Raw genomic sequence first — 18,319 nt, forward strand, 5'->3', positions numbered from 1 at the left:
AGCATGCCTCCTGGTATCAGCAGACCGACGTCATCGGCCTGCCCAGGATGGCAACGATGTCAGCCCTTACGGCCGCGGCCCCGCTGTGGTCCAGGATCCGCTCCCGAATCCTGGCCGATTGCGAGTAGTACTGGACGGCCTGTTCCACGCGACGCAGGTGGGCATTGACCCGGCCCAGGTCGTGCAGCACATACCCCTCTCCGACCAGGTCGCCGCTCGCCCCGACCATGGCGAGAACCTCGAGCAGGGTCCGTTCCGCCGCCTCGTACCGCTGCTGGTACATCAGCATTTGGCCCAGCCGCCGCAGTACAAGGGCTTGACCCCGGTCGAAGCCGGCTGACCGACAGATCCCGAGAGCCTCGTCGAGATACGAACGGGTTCGCGCGAAGTCCGCTCGCCGCATCGTGATGTGTGCCATCTCGCCAAGCACGTACGCCCGGCCAATGACGTCCTGCGCCCGCACGAAGTTCCGCTCGGCCCTCTCGTAGAGGGCCAGCGCCCGATCGTCGTGACCATGGTGCCGCTCGATGCGCGCCAGGTCGCGCAGGCACAGCGCTTGGCCACTCAGCTCCCCAAGCCGCTCGAAGATCTCCAAAGCGGTGCTGAGGTAAGGGCCTGCTGCCTCATGCTCTCCCCGGTACAGGTGCAGGGTCCCCAACGAGCCGAGTACCGCCGCCCGGCCCCGTTCGTTGCCGGCCTCTTGTACGGCGGTCAGCGCTACCTGATGTGTGCGCTCCCAGAGCTCGGGATAGCCACGGGCCTCGAAGAGCGTCACCAGCGTCGTGGCCAGCTCCCAGCACAACTCGTCCAGCCCGGACCGGGCCGCCAACTCGACCGCGTTCAGCAGGTTCGTCTGCTCGCTCTCCAGCCACCCGAGCGGGTCGCGCAGGCACCGCCGGACATGGTCCTCCGGCGGATGCCACCGTTCGGCCCGGCCCGCCACGATGGTGTACGCACCGCCGTAGATCTCTTTGTGCGCGCTCTCCGCCAGCGACAGCCAGCCACCGACCATACGCCGCACCGCTCCGGCGCGTTCTGCCTCGGGAATCTCCGCGGGCAGCCGTTCGTGCGCGAACGTCCGTACGATCTGCGACAGTCCGCATCGGATCTCCCCGCCCTGGTCCATGGCGGTGATGTCGAGGAGCCGCATGTCGATGAGCGGTTCCAGCAGGTCAGCGGGGTGGGGCGTGCGGTCGTCGACAAGAGCGGCACCCAGCCAGCTCGGAATCTCCGTCCCCTCGGCCAGGCTGATCAGGCACAACAGGCGACGGTCGGCCGCCGCCAGGCCGTCGTAGCTGAGCGAAAGACTTGCCCGGATCGACAGCTCGCCGTATGCCAACTCGTCCAAAGGGCGGTGCTCGTTCTCAAGCCGGCGCCACATGGAGGTCAGTGACCAGTGCGGGCGCGCTGCCAGGCGCGCGCCGATGATACGCAGCGCGAGGGGCAGGCCGCCCACCAAGCGTACGAGGACCCGCGCTGCCTCCCGCTCGCTCTCCACACGGTGCTCTCCGATGATCCGCCCCAGGAGCTGGATGGCCTGCTGCGGGCTCAGCGGAGCCAAGTCGAAACGGCGTGTTCCCGGCAACGTCGTGAGCTGGCCGCGGCTGGTGACCAGCACGCCACTGCTGCCGGTTCCGGGCAGCAGGGGCATCACCTGCGACTCGCTCACCGCGTCGTCCAGCAACACCAGGATCCGGCGATCGGCCAGCAGACTGCGGTACATCTCCGCGCGCTCGTCAAGCGCATCGGGTATGGCCTGGCCCGGTACGCCCAGCGCTCGGAGGAACCGCCCCAACGCCTGGGCGGGGCCCACTGGTTGTCCGCCCGGCCCTCGGAGGTCGCAGTAGAGCTGTCCATCCGGGAAGTACTCGGTTGCGAGTCGGTGCGCCACGTGCCTGGCCAACGTGCTTTTGCCCACACCAGGTCCGCCAAGCACCAGGACCACGTTCAGTTGCCCCTTTTCCTGTCCCTCGGTGACGGCGTCGCAGACCGCTGAAACGATCACGTCGTCGGCTACGAAGTCGCCGATGTCGGCGGGAAGTTGCCTTGGGGTGACGACCGGGTTGGAATCGGCACCACGCTCTTGCACCGCCTCAGGGAGCGGCGTCGCCACGAGAGAACGTGGTTCGGCCGGTTCCGCCGGTTCGGCCAGTGCCAGGTCGGCGTCGTCGGTCAGGATCGCTTGCGCCAGGTCGCGCAGTTCCCTTCCCGGGTCCAGGCCCAGTTCTTCGGTGAGCATCGCGCGGCCCTGGTGGTAGGCGTCCAGCGCCTCCGCCTGCCGGCCCGAGCGGTATAACGCCACCATGAGGTGCCCCCGCAGCCGCTCGCGCAGCGGATGGTTGGCGACGAGCTGCTGCAGTTCGCCGACCAGGTTCTCGTGACGGCCCAGCTCCAGCTCCAGCCGCATGCAGGTCTCCACCGCTTCCAGGCGGCTCTCGTCCAACTGCGCTGCCGTACCGGCCAGGACTTCGCTGGGTACACCGGCCAGGCACCGGCCCCGCCACAGGCCTATCGCCGGGCGGAGCGTGTCCACCGCAGACGCCTTCAGACCATCACGGGCCAGGGCATGCGCCTCTGTTACCAGGCGACGGAAGGTGCCGACGTCGGTCGCATCCTCCGGCGCCCTCAGGACGTACCCGCGAGCGCGGGTCTCGATGGTGGCGTCGACTCCCCCGTCCGACAGTGCCTTGCGGAGCCGGGAAACGCAGATCTGCACCTGGGTGCGTGCGGTCTTCGGCGGATCGTGAGCCCAGATGACATCCACCAGAAAGGTTGTCTCCACCACCCGGTTCAGTTCGAGCACCAAAGCCCCGAGAACGATCTCCTGTCGCCCTGGTGCCACGTACACGGCCCCCAGCTTGCCGCTCACCTCAAGTGGCCCTAGCACCCGGAAAGGAGCCGCTGTCACGCCGCTGCCGTCGTAGTCTGCCGAGACTGCCATGCACACCCTGTTTCTGTGGTACCCGCCAGACTTGGTCTGGCTCGTGCAATCGGGCAGTGGAACTCGTGCCGACCTGGCTACTCAGCCGCAACCGTTGGCCAACGCGAGTGCTGCCCCAGTCAGGTACATGCATACCTGACACGAAAGGTTCCATTACTGGTCAGGGATATCGCGAGGCCGCTTGGCGGGCAACGTGCCGTGCTTCTCGGGGCACTTTCATGGCACATTCGGCCAGACCGTTGACCAGTACGGTGGATGGGCCGCGGTTGGTGATGTATTTGGACGGACAGCGGCAAGGTCAGGCTGGACGGCCCGCCCGATCGCGGCGCAGATCGTCGCCCGTGGGCTCACCAAACAGCTGGCCGGCGAGCGCGCCCCGGCCGGGCAGGTGGGCGGACAGGTCGTGATAACCCCCCGCCCACCGCATGGATCGCGCAAGATTTTGCGCGCCTTGCGTTCACTTGCGCTCTCAGAGCGCAAGCCCGCAACCGCCGCCGAGTCGCGGACCGGACTGTGCGGTCCTGTAAAGCTGGACCCAACGCCTGCCGTTTGACCGCTTCAGCGGCTCGGAAGTGGCGCCCGCGCCGCCATCACTCCTGAGTGATGGGTGTTTCTGGTGAATATTGTGCCGTTCCGGCTGTAGACCCACCCAGGTAGCTCTGCAATATTTCGATGAAACAACGCAAAATACTGCCTCACAGTGCCCTTAACACGGTGCCGAACGCACCGCACCCCGCTCCGCACCTCACCGCACAGTTCGTCCTGCACCTTTCTGCCCCACTCCGCCAGGAATGAGCCGCCCTCGCCGCCCCACCGGCGCGCGAGCCTCCGCAGGAAGTGACCCCGCATGACTCGACACAAGCAGAGATCCACAAGGCGCCGCGCAGCGACCGCCGCGCTCGCCTCCGCCGTCATGGTTCTGGGCCTGCCCGCCGTCGGCGCACACGCGGCCGGCGGCCCCAACGCCGCCGCGGACGCCGTGACCACGGCGGGCAGCACCCGCGGCGTACACGCCGCAGCCAACGTCACCGACGGCGACACCGACACCTACTGGCAGGCCGGAAAGAAGTCGGCCCAGTGGGTGCAGACCGACCTCGGGCGGACGAAGCGCGTCCGCCAGGTCGTGCTGCGGCTGCCCGAGCACTGGCAGACCCGCAAACAGACGCTGGCGCTCCAGGCAAGCGCCGACGGAAAGAGCTTCGCCACGCTGAAGCCGTCGGCGCAGTACGTCTTCAGCCCCGGCAACGACAACACGGTGAAGATCTCCCTGCCCGCGACTCTCGCCCGGTACGTACGGGCCGATTTCAGCGCCAACTCGGTCACCGGCACCGCTCAGCTCGCCGAGATGCAAGTCCTCACGACCGCCGCCGCGACCCCCAACCTCGCCCAGGGCAAACCCTTCAGCGAGAGCGGGCACGCCGACGTCTACGGGGCGGCCAACGCCGGTGACGGCAACCGCAACACCTACTGGGAGAGCACGAACAACGCCTTCCCGCAGTGGCTCCAGGTCGACCTCGGCTCGTCGGTCAAGATCAACCAGGTGACGTTGCGGCTGCCCAGCGGCTGGCCGAGCCGCAGCCAGACCTTCAAGGTCCAGGGCTCGACCGACAACCAGAACTTCACCGACCTCACGGCCTCGAAGGCGTACACCTTCGACAGCACCAACGACCAGTCGACGACCATCTCCTTCGACACGACCACCACGCGGTACGTGCGCGCGCTGTTCACCGCCAACACCGGCTGGCCCGCCGGGCAGGCGTCCGAGCTGGAGGTCTACGGACCGGCGACCGGTGACATCCAGGCGCCCACCGCCCCGTCCAACCTGAGCTACACCGAGCCGGCCACCGGGCAGATCAAGCTGACCTGGAGCGCGGCCACCGACGACACCGCCGTCACCGGCTACGACGTCTACGCCAACGGCCAGTTGCGGGCGAGCGTCGCCGGGAACGTCCTGACCTACACCGACACCCAGCCGGCCGGCAGCGACATCACCTACTTCGTGCGGGCCAAGGACGCCGCGGGCAACGTCTCCGCCAACAGCAACAGCGTCACCCGCAAGGGATCGAGCGGCGACACCCAGGCCCCCACCGCACCCGGAAACCTCGCGTACACGCAGTCCGGCAACGACGTCAAGCTCACCTGGCAGGCGTCGAGCGACAACGTCCAGGTCACCGGCTACGACGTCTACGCCAACAACCAGGTCGTCAAGACCGTGGCGGGTGACGTCACCACGTACACCGACACTCCGTCGGCGGGGGCCACGGTCACCTACTACGTGAAGGCCAAGGACGCCGCCGGGAACGTGTCGGTGGCGAGCAACAGCGTCACCAGGACCGGTTCCGGCTCCGGCTCCGACCTCGCCCAGGGCAAGCCCATCGAGGCCTCCTCCTACACCTTCACCTACGTCGCCACGAACGCCAACGACGGGCAGACAGCGACCTACTGGGAGAGCGCGGGCGGTGCCTACCCGGCCACCCTCACCACCAAGCTGGGTGCCAACGCCGACCTCAGCCAGGTCGTCGTCAAGCTCAACCCCGATGCCGCCTGGTCCACGCGCACGCAGAACATCCAGGTGCTCGGCCGCGACCAGGATGCGACGGCGTTCACCAGCCTCGTGGCCGCGAAGGACTACACGTTCAACCCGGCGAGCGGCAACACGGTGACCATCCCGGTCTCCGGCTCCGCCGCCGACATCCAGCTCAAGTTCGCCTCCAACTCCGGTGCTCCGGGCGCTCAGGTCGCCGAGCTCCAGGTGATCGGCACCCCAGCTGCCAACCCGGACCTCAAGGTCACCGGCATCACCAACACACCCGCCGCCCCGGTCGAGTCGGACGCCATCAGCCTGACGGCGACCGTCACCAACAGCGGCAGCGAGCCGTCCAAGGCCACCGACCTGAACGTCACGCTCGGCGGCACCAAGGCCGCCACCGCGGACGTCCCGGCCCTCGCGGCCGGAGATTCGACGACGGTCACGGCGAGCATCGGCACCAGGGATGCGGGCAGTTACCCGGTCGGCGCCGAGGTGGACCCGTCGAACAAGGTCATCGAGCAGAACGAGGCGAACAACGTCTTCACCCGCTCCGACGCCCTCGTCGTCAAGCCCGTCTCCAGCTCGGACCTGGTCACCGCTCCGGTCGCCTGGACCCCCTCCAGCGCCTCGGCGGGCGACAACGTCTCGTTCACCGTCGCGATCAAGAACCAGGGGACGGTGGCCTCGGCCTCCGCCGCCCACAACGTCACGCTGACGGTCCAGGACTCCAACGGCGCCACCGTCAAGACGCTCACCGGCTCCTACAGCGGCGCCATCGCGTCCGGCCAGACGACCGCACCGGTCGGCCTCGGCTCCTGGACGGCCGCCAACGGCAAGTACACCGTCAAGACCGTCATCGCCGATGACGCCAACGAACTGCCGGTCAAGCGAGCCAACAACACCACCACGCAGGCCCTGTTCGTCGGCCGCGGCGCGGACATGCCGTACGACATGTACGAGGCCGAGGACGGCACCGTCGGCGGCGGCGCCAAGGTCGTCGGCCCGAACCGCACGATCGGCGACATCGCGGGCGAGGCGAGCGGCCGCAAGGCGGTGACCCTCACCGGGACCGGCCAGTACGTCGAGTGGACCACCCGGGCGGCCACCAACACCCTGGTGACTCGCTTCGAGATCCCGGACGGCACCGACACGACGCTCAATGTCTACGTGGACGGCCAGTTCCTCAAGCCGATCGACCTCACGTCGAAGTACGCCTGGCTCTACGGCAACGAGACCTCTCCGGGCAACTCGCCCGGCTCCGGTGCCCCGCGTCACATCTACGACGAGGCGAACCTGCAGCTCGGCAGGACCGTTCCGGCCGGCTCCAAGATCCGTCTCCAGAAGGACGCGGCCAACACCTCCACCTACGCCATCGACTTCATCAACACCGAACAGGCGACCGCGAACCCGAACCCGGACCCGGCCGCCTACACGGTCCCGGCCGGCTTCTCCCACCAGGACGTGCAGAACGCCCTCGACAAGGTCCGCATGGACACCACGGGCAAGCTCGTCGGCGTCTACCTGCCCACCGGCGACTACGAGACCTCCAGCAAGTTCCAGGTCTACGGCAAAGCGGTCAAGGTCGTCGGAGCCGGGTCGTGGTTCACCCGCTTCCACGCACCCGCCTCGCAGGAGAACACCGACGTGGGCTTCCGGGCCGAGGCAACCGCCAACGGCTCGTCGTTCACCGGCTTCTCCTACTTCGGCAACTACACGTCCCGGATCGACGGTCCGGGCAAGGTGTTCGACTTCTCCAACGTCTCGGGCATCACCATCGACGACATCTGGGTCGAGCACATGGTGTGCCTCTACTGGGGCGCCAACACCGACAACATGACCATCAAGAACTCCCGCATCCGTGACACTTTCGCCGACGGCATCAACATGACGAACGGCTCCACGGACAACCACGTGGTCAACAATGACGCCCGGGCCACGGGGGACGACAGCTTCGCGCTCTTCTCGGCGATCGACGCGGGTGGCGCCGACGAGAAGAACAACCTCTACGAGAACCTGACGTCGACCCTCACCTGGCGCGCGGCCGGTATCGCCGTCTACGGCGGCTACAACAACACCTTCCGCAACATCCGGGTCGCCGACACCCTGGTCTACTCCGGCATCACCATCTCCTCGCTGGACTTCGGCTACCCGATGAACGGCTTCGGGACCGATCCGACGACGATCGAGAACGTCTCCCTGGACAGAACGGGCGGCCACTTCTGGGGCTCGCAGGTCTTCCCGGCCATCTGGGCGTTCTCGGCCTCCAAGGTCTTCCAGGGCATCCGGGTCAACGACGTCGACATCGACGACTCCACCTACGGAGGCGTGATGTTCCAGACCAACTACGTCGGAGGCCAGCCGCAGTTCCCGGTGAAGGACACGATCTTCACCGACATCTCCATCACCAACTCCAAGAAGAGCGGGGACGCGTTCGACGCGAAGTCCGGGTGGGGCATCTGGGCCAACGAGCTGCCCGAACCCGGCCAGGGACCGGCCGTCGGCTCGGCCACCTTCGTCAACCTGCGGATGAGCGGCAACGCCCAGGACATCCGCAACACCACGTCCACCTTCACGATCAACGTCCAGTAACTCCGGCCATCACCCCATGAAGCGGGGCCGCCCTTCCTGACAAGGGCGGCCCCGTTTCGGTATGTGCCGGTACCTACCAGCCGACGGCGACCAGGAGCCACTGCGGGTTGGCGTGGGAGACGAAGGAGGACTGGCCCGCCACGTCGTCGTAGGGGAAGCCGTAGGCGAGCTGGTTGATGGCGTTGTCGTGCCAGAACTTGGCGTAGTAGTTCGCAGGGGCCGCCTTGTAGAACTGCGCCGGGTCGGACTGCTGCGACGCGGGCAGGGTGGCCACGTGGCGGTTGAGGGCGGCGCACATGTCGGGGTTGGCGGCCAGCGAGGCGGCGCAGCCGAAGATGTCGGAGGTGGCCGCGTTCACGCCGACCGACTGGGCGTAGGACGTGAAGTAGCCGGCGTTGGCACCACCCGCGCGGAAGCTCGGGTCGCTGCCGGGTGCGATGATCCGGTACGGAGCCTGGGTCTGGGCCAGAACCTTGAACTGGGACGGAACCGCGTCGGTGAAGCGCTGGAAGGTGGTGGCGCGGTCCTCGGCGAAGGTCTGCCGGTTCTCGCCGACCTCGACGTCGTAACCGTCCTTGGTGTGCAGGCGCATGGCGAGTTTGAGGCCGAAGGCGTCGACCCGTGTGGTGTTGCCGTTGAAGACGTTGTTGCCGACCGTGAACTCGATGAAGTCGTAGTAGGGGCCGTTGGGCGAGCCCAGGTAGAAGTACATACGGCCCGCGGAGTTGGCAGGCATGTCCAGGTAGGGCTGCTCGGCGATGGAGTGCACCTGCCCGTTGAAGCTCCAGTACACCTGGCTGTCGGGGTACTTGCCGTTGGTGCGGTTGAGGATCTTCACCTCGACGGCGTTGCTCGCCGGGGGTATGTCACTGGTGCTGCCCCAGAAGTCGTCCGGCGGTGTGGTGCTCCCGGGGCCGAAGACCTGGAACTCCCACAGCGAGTAGCCGTACGGGGTGGCCCGTGCGGTGCCGTACACCCGGACGTAGCGCCCGCTGCCTGTGATGTTGATGTTCTGGGTGCCGCCGGTGGAGGCCGTGGTGGAGTAGACGGTGGTCCAACTGTTCGCGTCGCTCGAGGTCTGGATCTGGTATCCGGTGGCGTAGGCGGCCTCCCAGTTCAGCGAGACGCGGGTGAGCTGCTGCGTGGAACCGAGGTCCACCCGCAGCCACTGCGGATCGGCGAAGGCCGAGGACCATCGGGTGCCGGTGTCGCCGTCGACGGCCGCGCTCGCGGGGAAGGACCCGCTCTCGGTCGAGGACGCGGTGGCGGGCCGTCCTTGGGACAGCAACTGGTCGGCGGCGCGGGCGGGCGAGGGAGTCAGGGCGGCGAAGCAGGCGACTATCAGGATGACGACCAGACCGAGAGCCGTGCGGGAGCGTACGGCACTGGCCGAAGGTCTGCCGAGTGTGCCGGATACACCGGCGGAAGTCTGCATGGGGGGTCTCCTCAAGCCGGTTCGGCGTGCGGGGGGCAGGAGCAACAGCGGGTGTGAGAGCGCTCTCTCCGGGTTGTAGCCCCGCCCCTGTCCGGCGTCAACAACTGAAGCCGAATCCACGGCAGTTCGTCGATGCGGGGGCAGCAAGAGGCGGACGACTTGGGCCACGCCGCGCGCCGCCCCGGCGATCCGTTCAGAATCCGACCACGGGCCTCACCTCGACCCGACCTGTTCCTCCACCACTTGAACGACCACGCGCTGCCGCGCCAGTTTGTCCGAGACTGTCCGACGGCGGTTTGCCGCGACCGGATTGGGGTTAGGGTGCTGACGGCTCCCTCGGAGGTGTACAGGCCAGGAGCTGGTGTCCGCGGGGCGGTCACGGTCGCTTGAGGGTGAATCGGACACGACGGAGGGGCTCGCGTTGGATCACCTGGCAGGAGAGAACCTGGACGTCACTACCGCAGGTCGACCGGACGCGGTGAACGTGTGACCGGCCGACCGACGCCCGCGGTGCTGCCCCCGTCGCTGCGCGTGTGGTTCAGGCTGATCGCAGTGCTCGCCACGCTGGTGGTCGTCGTACTCGGGGTCCTGTACGCCGGCCAAGGCGAGCCCAGCAGGGTGGACAGGTGGTTCATCCGGCCGACGGCGGACAGTGTGCGGCCGCCGTGGCGGCACGTCGCTCTGGCCTTCGACTTCTTGGGGGAACCCGCGGGATCGGCGATGCTGATCGCGGCCGGCGTGGCGGGCTGTCTGCTGCTTCGACGTCCCCGCGCAGCGGTGCTCGTCGTGGTCGGCGTCGGCATGACCGTGGGGACGACCACGCTGCTCAAGCACCTGGTGGGACGCACCATCCACGGCGACGGCAACCTGTCCTACCCGAGCGGGCACACTGCCTTCTTCACCGCCCTCGCCCTCATGGCGGCGCTGCTCGCGACCGGTCGGCTCGGCCTCGGCAGGACGGCCGGCACGTCACTCGTGCTCACCGCGGCGCTGATTGCCGGCGCCGTCATGGGCTGGGCGCAGGTCGCCCTGGGCGCGCACTACCCGACCGACGTCCTCGGCGGCTGGTGCACCGCGCTGGCGGTGATACCGGCGACCGCGTGGCTGGTCGACCATCTCGCCGACCGGATGGCCGACCAGATGACCGACTCAGGCCGGCGGGAGCGTCGCTGACGTCACGCCAAGCGGCGGAATACGGGCTTCACCGGTCGTCCGGCCAGCCAGGGGGTGGGGTCGGCGGCGTCCAGTGCCTTCCGGTACACCGCACAGGTCTGGGCCACCACGTCGACGGTGTGATCGATGTCGGCGTCGTCGAGCGCGCTGCTCACCACGAACGACGGGGCCAGCACCCCGCCCTCGAGGAGCCGGCGCAGGAACAGGGTGCGGTACTGCTGCGACGGTTGCAGGTTCTCGTCGAGGGTGGCGAAGACCAGGTTGCTGGCCCGGCCCCGGACGACGATGTGGTCGCCGACGCCCATGGCGGCCGCGGCGTCGCGGACACCGGCGGCCAAGCGCTCACCGAGGGCGTGCAGCCGCGCCGTGACGCCCTCCTCGGCGTAGGTGGTCTGCACGGCCATCGCGGCTGCCAGGGAGTGCGTTTCCGCGCCGTGCGTGGTGGACAGCAGGAATACCCGGTCGCCGGAATGACGCAGCCCGCCCAGCTCCATCAGATCGCGGCGCCCGGCCAGCGCGGAGACGGCGAATCCGTTGCCCAGCGCCTTGCCGAACGTGGAGAGGTCGGGGACGACGCCGTACAGGCCCTGGGCGCCCGCCTCGGACCAGCGGAAGCCGGTGATCATCTCATCGAAGATCAGTACGCAGCCGTGCCGGTCGGCCAGCTCGCGCAGGCCGGCGAGGTACCCGGGCGGCGGCTCGGTGTGGGTGGCGGGTTCGAGGATCAGGCAGGCGACCTCGTCCCTGTACCGGGTGAGCAGCTCTTCCGTGGCGGCCAGGTCCCCGTAAGGGAACGCCACGGTGAGCTCGTTGGTCGCCGCCGGAATGCCGGCGGACATCGGCGTGGTGCCGATGAACCAGTCGTCGACGGAGAAGAACGGATGGTCGGCGCAGAGGGCCACCCGCGGGCGCCCGGTGGCGGCGCGGGCGAGCCGCACCGCGGCGGTGGTGGCGTCGGAGCCGTTCTTCGCGAACTTCACCATCTCGGCGGTCGGCACCGTGGCCAGGAAGCGTTCCGCGGCTTCGACCTCCACGATGGACGGCCGGACGAAGTTGCTGCCGCGGTCGAGTTCCCGCCGTACCGCCTCGATCACGCGTGGGTGGGTGTGGCCGAGGCTGACCGACCGCAGGCCGGAGCCGTACTCGACGTAGCGGTTGCCGTCAATGTCCCACACGTGGGCGCCGCGGCCGTGGCTGATGACCGGGGCCAGGTTCTCGGGGTACTGGTCGTCGCCCTTGGCGTAGGTGTGCGCGCCCCCGGGGATCATGGCGTGCAACCGCTCGTTGGCTGTCCGCGACAGGGGCAGGCGAAGCTCTTCGGTGTCCACGGGGACCTCAGCTTTCTCGGTGCTTCAGGACCTCGGCGAGACTCGGCGCCTCACGGTCCCGTTGGGACATCAGTGCGACCGGCAGCGGCCAGGGAATGGCCAGCTCCGGGTCGTCGAAGGCGATGGTCACGTCCTCGGCCGGATCGTGCGGGCGGTCGATGCGGTACGAGGTGTCGGCGGTGTCGGTCAGTGCCTGAAAACCGTGCGCGCATCCCGCGGGAATGTAAAGAGTTGGTTGTGATTCTCCTGTGAGTTCAAAGGAGGCCCAATTGCGGTAAGTCGGAGAATCCGGCCGCAGGTCCACGACGACGTCGAAGATCCGCCCGTACGAGCACCGCACCAGTTTGGCCTCGCCGGCGCCGGAGCGCAGGTGCAGGCCGCGCAGCACGCCCCGGACCGAGCGGGACAGGCTGTCCTGGACGAAGGCGTCCGGGTCGAGGCCCACCGAGCGGACCACGTCGGCGTCGAAGGTGCGGCAGAAGAAGCCGCGTTCGTCGGTGTACGGCGTCGGCTCGAAGAGATACGCGCCGGCGATCTCCGGGACTTCGGTCGCTTTCATGGAGACTCCTGCCGGGCGTGGGTGCGGTGGGTCGCGGGGAACACGGCTGCGGTCAACGAGCTGAACTGGTCCTCGAGTTGGCGTGCGGCGGCCAGGTTCCGCTCGGCGAGGGTCTGCCGCAGTTCGGGCGCTCGCTTCTCCAGCGCCCGGAATTGCTCCAGCAACCGGTCGGCGTCGACCTCGCGCGCCGGGTGGCAGTACGCGCCGAGGCCCATCCGGTCCATGAGCGCGTCGCTCTTCGCCGCGTAGCTGAGCGCGAGCACCGGTGTTCCGGTCTTCAGCGCGCAGATCAGGTTGTGGTAGCGGACCGCCACCACGGTGTCGGCGGCCACCATCTCCTTCATCAGGTCGGCCAGGGAGCCCGGTTCGGCCGCGGTGACCAGCGGTGAGTCCACCGCCTCGAGGATCGCGGCGACCACCGTCGCATCGCACTGGTCGCCGGTGAGCAGCCGGACGGGCCTGCCCTCCTCGACCAGCGTGCGGACGAACCGGATCGTCCCGTCGAGGTAGCGACGGTAGATCTCGTCGGCCCGGGCGCGGTCGTCGTTGCCGCCGTGGAAGTCCATGACACCGACGCAGACCGTGCCCGGCGCGTCCGAGGACGGGCTCGCGGGCGGTGCCGGCAGGGAGAACGCCAGGTCGGGGTAGACCTCGTCGCGCGCGGTGTCCACGCCCATCGCCCGCATCGCGTCCCGGGACTGGGCGTCCCGGTAGGACCGGTAGGCGGCCAGGCGGCCCGACCAGCGGACCAGGGCGCGGGTCGGCCGGTTGCGGATCTCGGCGGCGCCGACGCTGACCAGGGCGACCCGGGTACGCGTCAGCCGGCCGCTCGCGCAGAGCAGGAACAGCGAGTACGGGAAGCCCCAGGGCCGTAGCGGCAGGGTGGCTTCCAGGACGCCCATGCCCGGCACGATCACCACGTCGTGGCGGCGCACCCAGGCGGCGGTGCGGAAGACGTCGACGAGTTTGCCGAGCCCCTTGGACGCGATCGCGCCCGCGCGGGACGCGGTCCGGTACTCGGCGCGGTTCCAGTGCATCCGGGTGGCGGGGATCCCGAACCGGGCCGTCACGGCCTCGGGCCCGCCGCACAGGGCGTCCACAACCACCTCGGGGTGGTCGGCGCGGAGGTATCCGAGGACGGCTTCGAGCGACCCGTCGTTGCCGAGGTTGCCGGAGCCGAGCAGGCCGAACACCCCGACGCGCACCGGAGTTCCGTCCGCGGACGTCATGCCCGCCTCCCCTCGCGGCCGGCGACGAGAGCGTCGACGGAGACCGTGAGCTGGGCCGGGTCGACCGGGGCGCGGTCCTCGACCCGCTCGCCGGCGCCCGGCCGGACCCGGCTGGTCATCCACGAAGCCAGGTGGCGGTAGCAGGCGCGCCGGTCGGCCGGGGACAGCGGAGCCCGCCGGATCGCCGAGGCGAAGCCCCAGATGTACTCGGCGAGCAGCCGGGGCGTCGGGTGCAGCGCTCCTGCCCGGCGCGGGTCCAGGTTGACGCACCGGGAGCGCTTGGAGGGGTTCGCCCGCTCGGCGCGGGTGGGGTGGTCGCGGCGGAAGTACAGCAGCTCCGGCACCTGGTGGAAGCGTCCGTGCAGGGTGATCTCGGCGACGAACGTGCGGTCCGCGTGGTGGTAGCTGTCCATCGGTTTCACCCGGCGCAGCATGTCGGCCCGCATCACCCCGTAGAAGTCGTCGCCACCCGGCTCGAACAGCAGACTGCGGAAGCGCTCCGGTGCGTGCGGGGAGTCGGTGGCGAGCGTGTACTCGTAGGGCACCGTCACCTGGCCGTCGCCGTCGATGACCGCCTGGTCGGTGTGCGCGAGGATCACGTCCGGTCTCTCGTCCAGCGCTTCCACGCAGCGCCGCAGCAGGTCGCGGCCGTAGAGGTCGTCGTGCGAGGCCCACTTGAACAGCTCGCCGCGGGACTCGGCGAAAACATGGTTGTGGTTCGGAGTGGCGCCGATGTTCCGGGGCAGGCGGTGGTACCGGATGCGTGAGTCCTGCGCGGCGTACTTGCGGCAGATGTCCTCGGTCCCGTCGGTCGAGGCGTTGTCGGAGACGACCAGTTCGAAGTCCTCGTAGGTCTGGCCGAGCAGCGCGTCGAACGACTCGGCCAGGTACTCCTCGCCGTTGTACACGGGCAGGCCGATGCTCAGCCTCGGTCGGTCGGTCATGAGGTCCTCACTTCCGGGATGGGATCGCGGTGGCGCTCGCGCAGGGCGGAGCGCAGTTGCAGCCACCACACGGCCGAGCCGCTGATGGTCGCGGCGGCGACGCCCCAGGCCGAGCCGGCCGTGCCGCCGAGGGCCGCTCCGCCGAGTCCGCCGCCGACGTAGCAGGCGGAGGCGAACAGCTGGCAGCGCAGGCTGCGCCGGGCCGCGCCGAGCGCGCGCAGTCCGGCCGCCGCGCCAGTGCCGAGGCCCGCTCCCGCGACGCTGAGGGTGATCTGCACGATGAGGTGCGAGGAGGAGTGCCAGACGTCGCCGAGTGCGAGTTCACCGAGCCGGCCCGGCATCAGCAGCAGCGCCGAGCCCCAGAGCAGCGCTCCGGCGGCCTGCCCCCCGCCAAGGAGGAGACAGAACCTGCCCAGTTGATGCGGGGCCTGCCGCAGCACCCGTGCCGCCTCGGGGACGGTGACCAGCGAAAGCCCCATCAGCACGGCGAGGAACGGGCCGAGCAGAAGCTCGGCGCCGCGCACCGCACCCACCGCGCTCACCCCGACGATCGCGCCGAGCCCGTACGCCCGCAACTGGCTCGCGCCGCTGAGGCTGACGTTCTCGACCAGGTACCGGTAGCCAAGATCACGCTGTTCGCGCAGCCACCCGCGGGCCTGTGCGATCCGGGGCCGGATGCCGGACTGGACGCAGCCGTACCCGGCCGCCACCGTGGCGGACGCGCCCCAGGCGAGCACGAAGGCGGCCACACTGCCGACGTGGGCCGCCACCACCATCGCCGGGACGAGCGCGATGCCCCACACGACGTCGTTGACGAACGCCTTCCGTCCGTCGCCTGCGGCGAAGAACGAGAACCGCCAGGCGTCCTGGAGCAGCAGCCCCGGCATCATGAGACCGAGGGCGGCGAAGGCGGGCCCCACCCGGCCGCCGAGGCCGAGTCCGGCGGCCAGGCACAGCACTCCGAGAGCCGTTCCTACGCCGAGCGCGGTACCCGTCGAGCGGGCCACCGCCCCGCGCCAGGACGCGTCCGGCCCTCCGCTGAAGCGGACCACGAGCGGGTCGGTGGCAAGGCCGCGGGAGACGTTGAGCACTACGCCGTAGGTCACCCAGGCGAGACTGAACACGCCGAACGCGGTCACCCCCAGGGAGCGGGCCACGTAGATGCCCACCGCGAAGTTGCTGATGCTGGAGGCAGCCTGGTCGGCCAGTCCCCAGGAGAGCCGGCCGACGAGGGCCCGCTTGGCGGACCGGGCGGGTCTCGTCGCCTTCTCCCCGTCGGTGGTCGTCGGCGTCATGTCTTGATCAGCCCGGCCTCGTGGAGTGCGTCGGCGGCGCCGGCGACGGTGTCGAACGGCAGCCCGGACCGTTCGGCGACGTCCAGCAGACTGTGCTCGCCGTCGGAGAGGTTGAGCACCCAGAGCATGGCCATCTGTGCCTGCTTGGTGTCGCTGCGGCCGCCGAGCGCGTCGTACAACCCCCGTCGGCCCAGCTGGGGTTCGCCGTAGGGGCTGAGGTTGAGGTACCGCCGGTTGCGGTCGAGAACGGCGAACGCCTCGCGGCAGACCGCGAGGGTGTCCGCCATCGCCTCCGGGGAGACGAAGTCCGGGTTGTCCGCCGAGGTGTGGTACTCGGGGTAGCCGGCGTACGGGGTCCGGCTGAGCGATCCCACGCCCAGATTGAACCCGGGTGAGCAGTACTGCCGCTCGTCGTATCCGTACGGGGTGAACTCGGTGACGTGGTGCGGGCGTTCAGACGCGGCCAGCACGTGCCGCAGCACCCGGTCGATCTCCGCGTCGCCGCGCCTGCTCTGCTTGTACGTCAGCTGCCCCGAGTCGCCGGCGCAGGCCAGCACGAGGCCGTGCTTGACCCGCTCGATCCGCTCCGCGTTGCGGGCCAGCCAGGTGATCGCCCCGATGGTGCCGGGGGCGTAGATGAACCGGTAGGTGTAGTACGGCGTCTGCCGCGCCAGCTCGCGGGCGAGGAAGGTCGCGACCGCGATGCCGGCCAGGTTGTCGTTGGCCAGCGACGGGTGGCAGACGTGGCAGGAGACGATGACCTCGTCGGCCACCTGTCCGGGGACCACGTGCTCGGCATAGGTGAGGTGGCCGTCCGCGAGGCTGGAGTCGACGCGCACCTCGTAGTCGCCGTCGGGCAGCGCGTCCAGGGTCTCCTGGGCCAGGCAGAAGCCCCATTCCGGCTTGTAGTAGCTGGTGCGGTACGGCACCCAGGTCGGGTGGTCCGGCAGGGTGTGCAGGTGTTCGCGGAGCTCGGCCAGCGGCATGGTCTTCGACACCGGCACGCTGTAGCCGAGCACGTGCAGGCTGGACGCGGCGAAGTCGACGACCCGCCGGCCGGTGGCGTCGGCGATGTACGCGTCCCGGATGTTCCACTCCTGCGGAACCGTCCAGTCGAGCACCTGCGTCCCGGTCGGCACCTCGTGCACCTGCAACGGGACGTACTCGCCGACGATGTCCAGGGTGGCGCGCACACCGTCGCCGGTGATGCTCCGGCAGAGCGGGTACAGCCGCTCCACCAGCGCGTGCATCTCCTCGCCGACTGCGGTCATCGGCGCCACCGCAGGGTGTCGTCGACGGTGCCGGCCTCGGAAGCCGCGCGCAGCACGGCGAGCCGGGTGAAGCGCTGCTCGAAGTCCTCCCGGGTCAGCCCGAACTTCCGGTAGGCGTCGGCGAGTTCGAGCGCACCCTGCTTCACCGTCCACTCGCAGTCGAAGCCGGGTATCGCGGCGCGGAAGCGGGAGAAGTCGACCCGGTACGACCGCGGATCGGCACCGTTCTCGCCGGTGATCACCACCTTCGCGCCGGACACCGCCTCGGCGACCTGGTCGGCGATCTCGGCGACGGTGACGTTGTTGATCTCGCTGCCGATGTTGAACGCCCGGTCGTGCACCGCCTCGCGCGGCGCGGTCAGCGCGGCCGTGAAGGCGCGCGCGATGTCGGCGGCGTGCACCAGCGGGCGCCAGGGGGTGCCGTCGGAGAGGACCAACACCTCGCCGGAAAGCAGCGCGTGGCCGACAAGATTGTTGAGCACGATGTCGGCGCGCAGCCGGGGCGAGTAGCCGAAGGCGGTGGCGTTGCGCATGAACACCGGGGTGAAGTCGCCGTCGGCCAGCGCGTGCAGGTCGTCCTCCACCCGCACCTTCGACTCCGCGTACGGCGTCACCGGGCGCAGTGGAGCGTCCTCGTCCACCAGGCCGTCGCCGCCGGAGGCGCCGTAGACGGAGCAGGTCGACGCGTACAGGAAGCGTCGTACTCCGGCGTCGCGGGCCAGTCGGGCCAGCCGCACGGACGCGTGGTGGTTGATGTCGTAGGTGAGTTCGGGCGCCAGCGAGCCGAGCGGGTCGTTGGACAGCGCGGCCAGGTGGATCACAGCTTCCACCCCGGCCACGTGGTCGGCGGTGATGTCGCGCAGGTCCACCCGCTCCCCCGGCGGGTCGGCGGGCGCCGGGCCGAGGACGGAGTCGGCGAACAGGCCGGCGTCGAGACCGACGACCTCGTGTCCGGCGGCCGTGAGCACCGGGGCCATTACGGTGCCCAGGTAGCCCTGGTGTCCAGTCAGCAGTACGCGCAAGGT

At 69.4% G+C, this 18,319-nt stretch carries 11 protein-coding genes; 2 read left to right on the top strand and 9 right to left on the bottom strand.

Annotation, left to right across the window (positions count from 1 at the left end; translation table 11 throughout):
* Nucleotides 1–16: 16 nt before the first annotated feature.
* Nucleotides 17–2,941, bottom strand: a complete 2,925-nt coding sequence (locus OG798_RS07195) for an AfsR/SARP family transcriptional regulator (RefSeq protein ID WP_328759997.1) — start codon at nt 2,939–2,941, stop codon at nt 17–19.
* Between the two features lie 847 nt (nt 2,942–3,788).
* On the opposite strand from OG798_RS07195, the gene OG798_RS07200 reads away from it, so the two are divergent.
* The gene (locus OG798_RS07200; protein ID WP_328756638.1) at nt 3,789–8,060 is read left to right on the top strand and encodes a discoidin domain-containing protein; all 4,272 of its coding nucleotides are present in this window, start codon (nt 3,789–3,791) and stop codon (nt 8,058–8,060) included.
* A gap of 73 nt (nt 8,061–8,133) precedes the next feature.
* Here the strand turns inward: OG798_RS07200 and OG798_RS07205 are convergent, their stop codons facing one another.
* Complete coding sequence (locus OG798_RS07205) at nt 8,134–9,495, bottom strand: beta-1,3-glucanase family protein (protein ID WP_121417399.1); 1,362 nt, start codon at nt 9,493–9,495, stop codon at nt 8,134–8,136.
* 486 nt (nt 9,496–9,981) lie between these two features.
* Between OG798_RS07205 and OG798_RS07210 the strand changes: the two genes are divergently transcribed.
* Entirely contained in the window at nt 9,982–10,668 is a 687-nt protein-coding gene (locus OG798_RS07210; protein ID WP_121417398.1) for a phosphatase PAP2 family protein, read from the top strand.
* Between the two features lie 2 nt (nt 10,669–10,670).
* Here the strand turns inward: OG798_RS07210 and OG798_RS07215 are convergent, their stop codons facing one another.
* Genes OG798_RS07215 through OG798_RS07245 form a run of 7 tightly spaced genes read right to left on the bottom strand, consistent with a single transcriptional unit; the run spans nt 10,671 to nt 18,316 of the window.
* Nucleotides 10,671–11,996 carry a glutamate-1-semialdehyde 2,1-aminomutase gene (locus OG798_RS07215; protein WP_097226801.1) on the bottom strand — a complete coding sequence of 442 codons (1,326 nt, stop codon included), beginning with the start codon at nt 11,994–11,996 and terminating at the stop codon, nt 10,671–10,673.
* A 7-nt stretch (nt 11,997–12,003) separates the two neighbouring features.
* On the bottom strand, nt 12,004–12,555 hold the full coding sequence (rfbC, locus tag OG798_RS07220; RefSeq protein ID WP_095856544.1) for a dTDP-4-dehydrorhamnose 3,5-epimerase: 552 nt from the start codon (nt 12,553–12,555) through the stop codon (nt 12,004–12,006).
* Complete coding sequence (locus OG798_RS07225) at nt 12,552–13,784, bottom strand: polysaccharide pyruvyl transferase family protein (protein ID WP_328756639.1); 1,233 nt, start codon at nt 13,782–13,784, stop codon at nt 12,552–12,554. Before OG798_RS07225 ends, rfbC begins: the two co-directional genes overlap by 4 nt.
* Nucleotides 13,781–14,728 (bottom strand): glycosyltransferase family 2 protein, encoded by a 948-nt coding sequence (locus OG798_RS07230; RefSeq protein ID WP_067377354.1) that lies wholly within the window; start codon nt 14,726–14,728, stop codon nt 13,781–13,783. Before OG798_RS07230 ends, OG798_RS07225 begins: the two co-directional genes overlap by 4 nt.
* Complete coding sequence (locus OG798_RS07235; RefSeq protein ID WP_328756640.1) at nt 14,725–16,023, bottom strand: hypothetical protein; 1,299 nt, start codon at nt 16,021–16,023, stop codon at nt 14,725–14,727. Before OG798_RS07235 ends, OG798_RS07230 begins: the two co-directional genes overlap by 4 nt.
* Nucleotides 16,020–17,294: a DUF4910 domain-containing protein gene (locus tag OG798_RS07240; protein ID WP_382122644.1), complete on the bottom strand. Its 1,275-nt coding sequence runs from the start codon at nt 17,292–17,294 to the stop codon at nt 16,020–16,022. The genes OG798_RS07235 and OG798_RS07240 overlap by 4 nt, the downstream gene beginning before the upstream one ends.
* Nucleotides 17,291–18,316 (bottom strand): NAD-dependent epimerase/dehydratase family protein, encoded by a 1,026-nt coding sequence (locus OG798_RS07245; RefSeq protein ID WP_328756641.1) that lies wholly within the window; start codon nt 18,314–18,316, stop codon nt 17,291–17,293. Before OG798_RS07245 ends, OG798_RS07240 begins: the two co-directional genes overlap by 4 nt.
* Nucleotides 18,317–18,319: the final 3 nt, after the last annotated feature.

The sequence above is a fragment of the Streptomyces sp. NBC_00271 genome (assembly GCF_036178845.1).
Classification (GTDB): Bacteria; Actinomycetota; Actinomycetes; order Streptomycetales; family Streptomycetaceae; genus Streptomyces.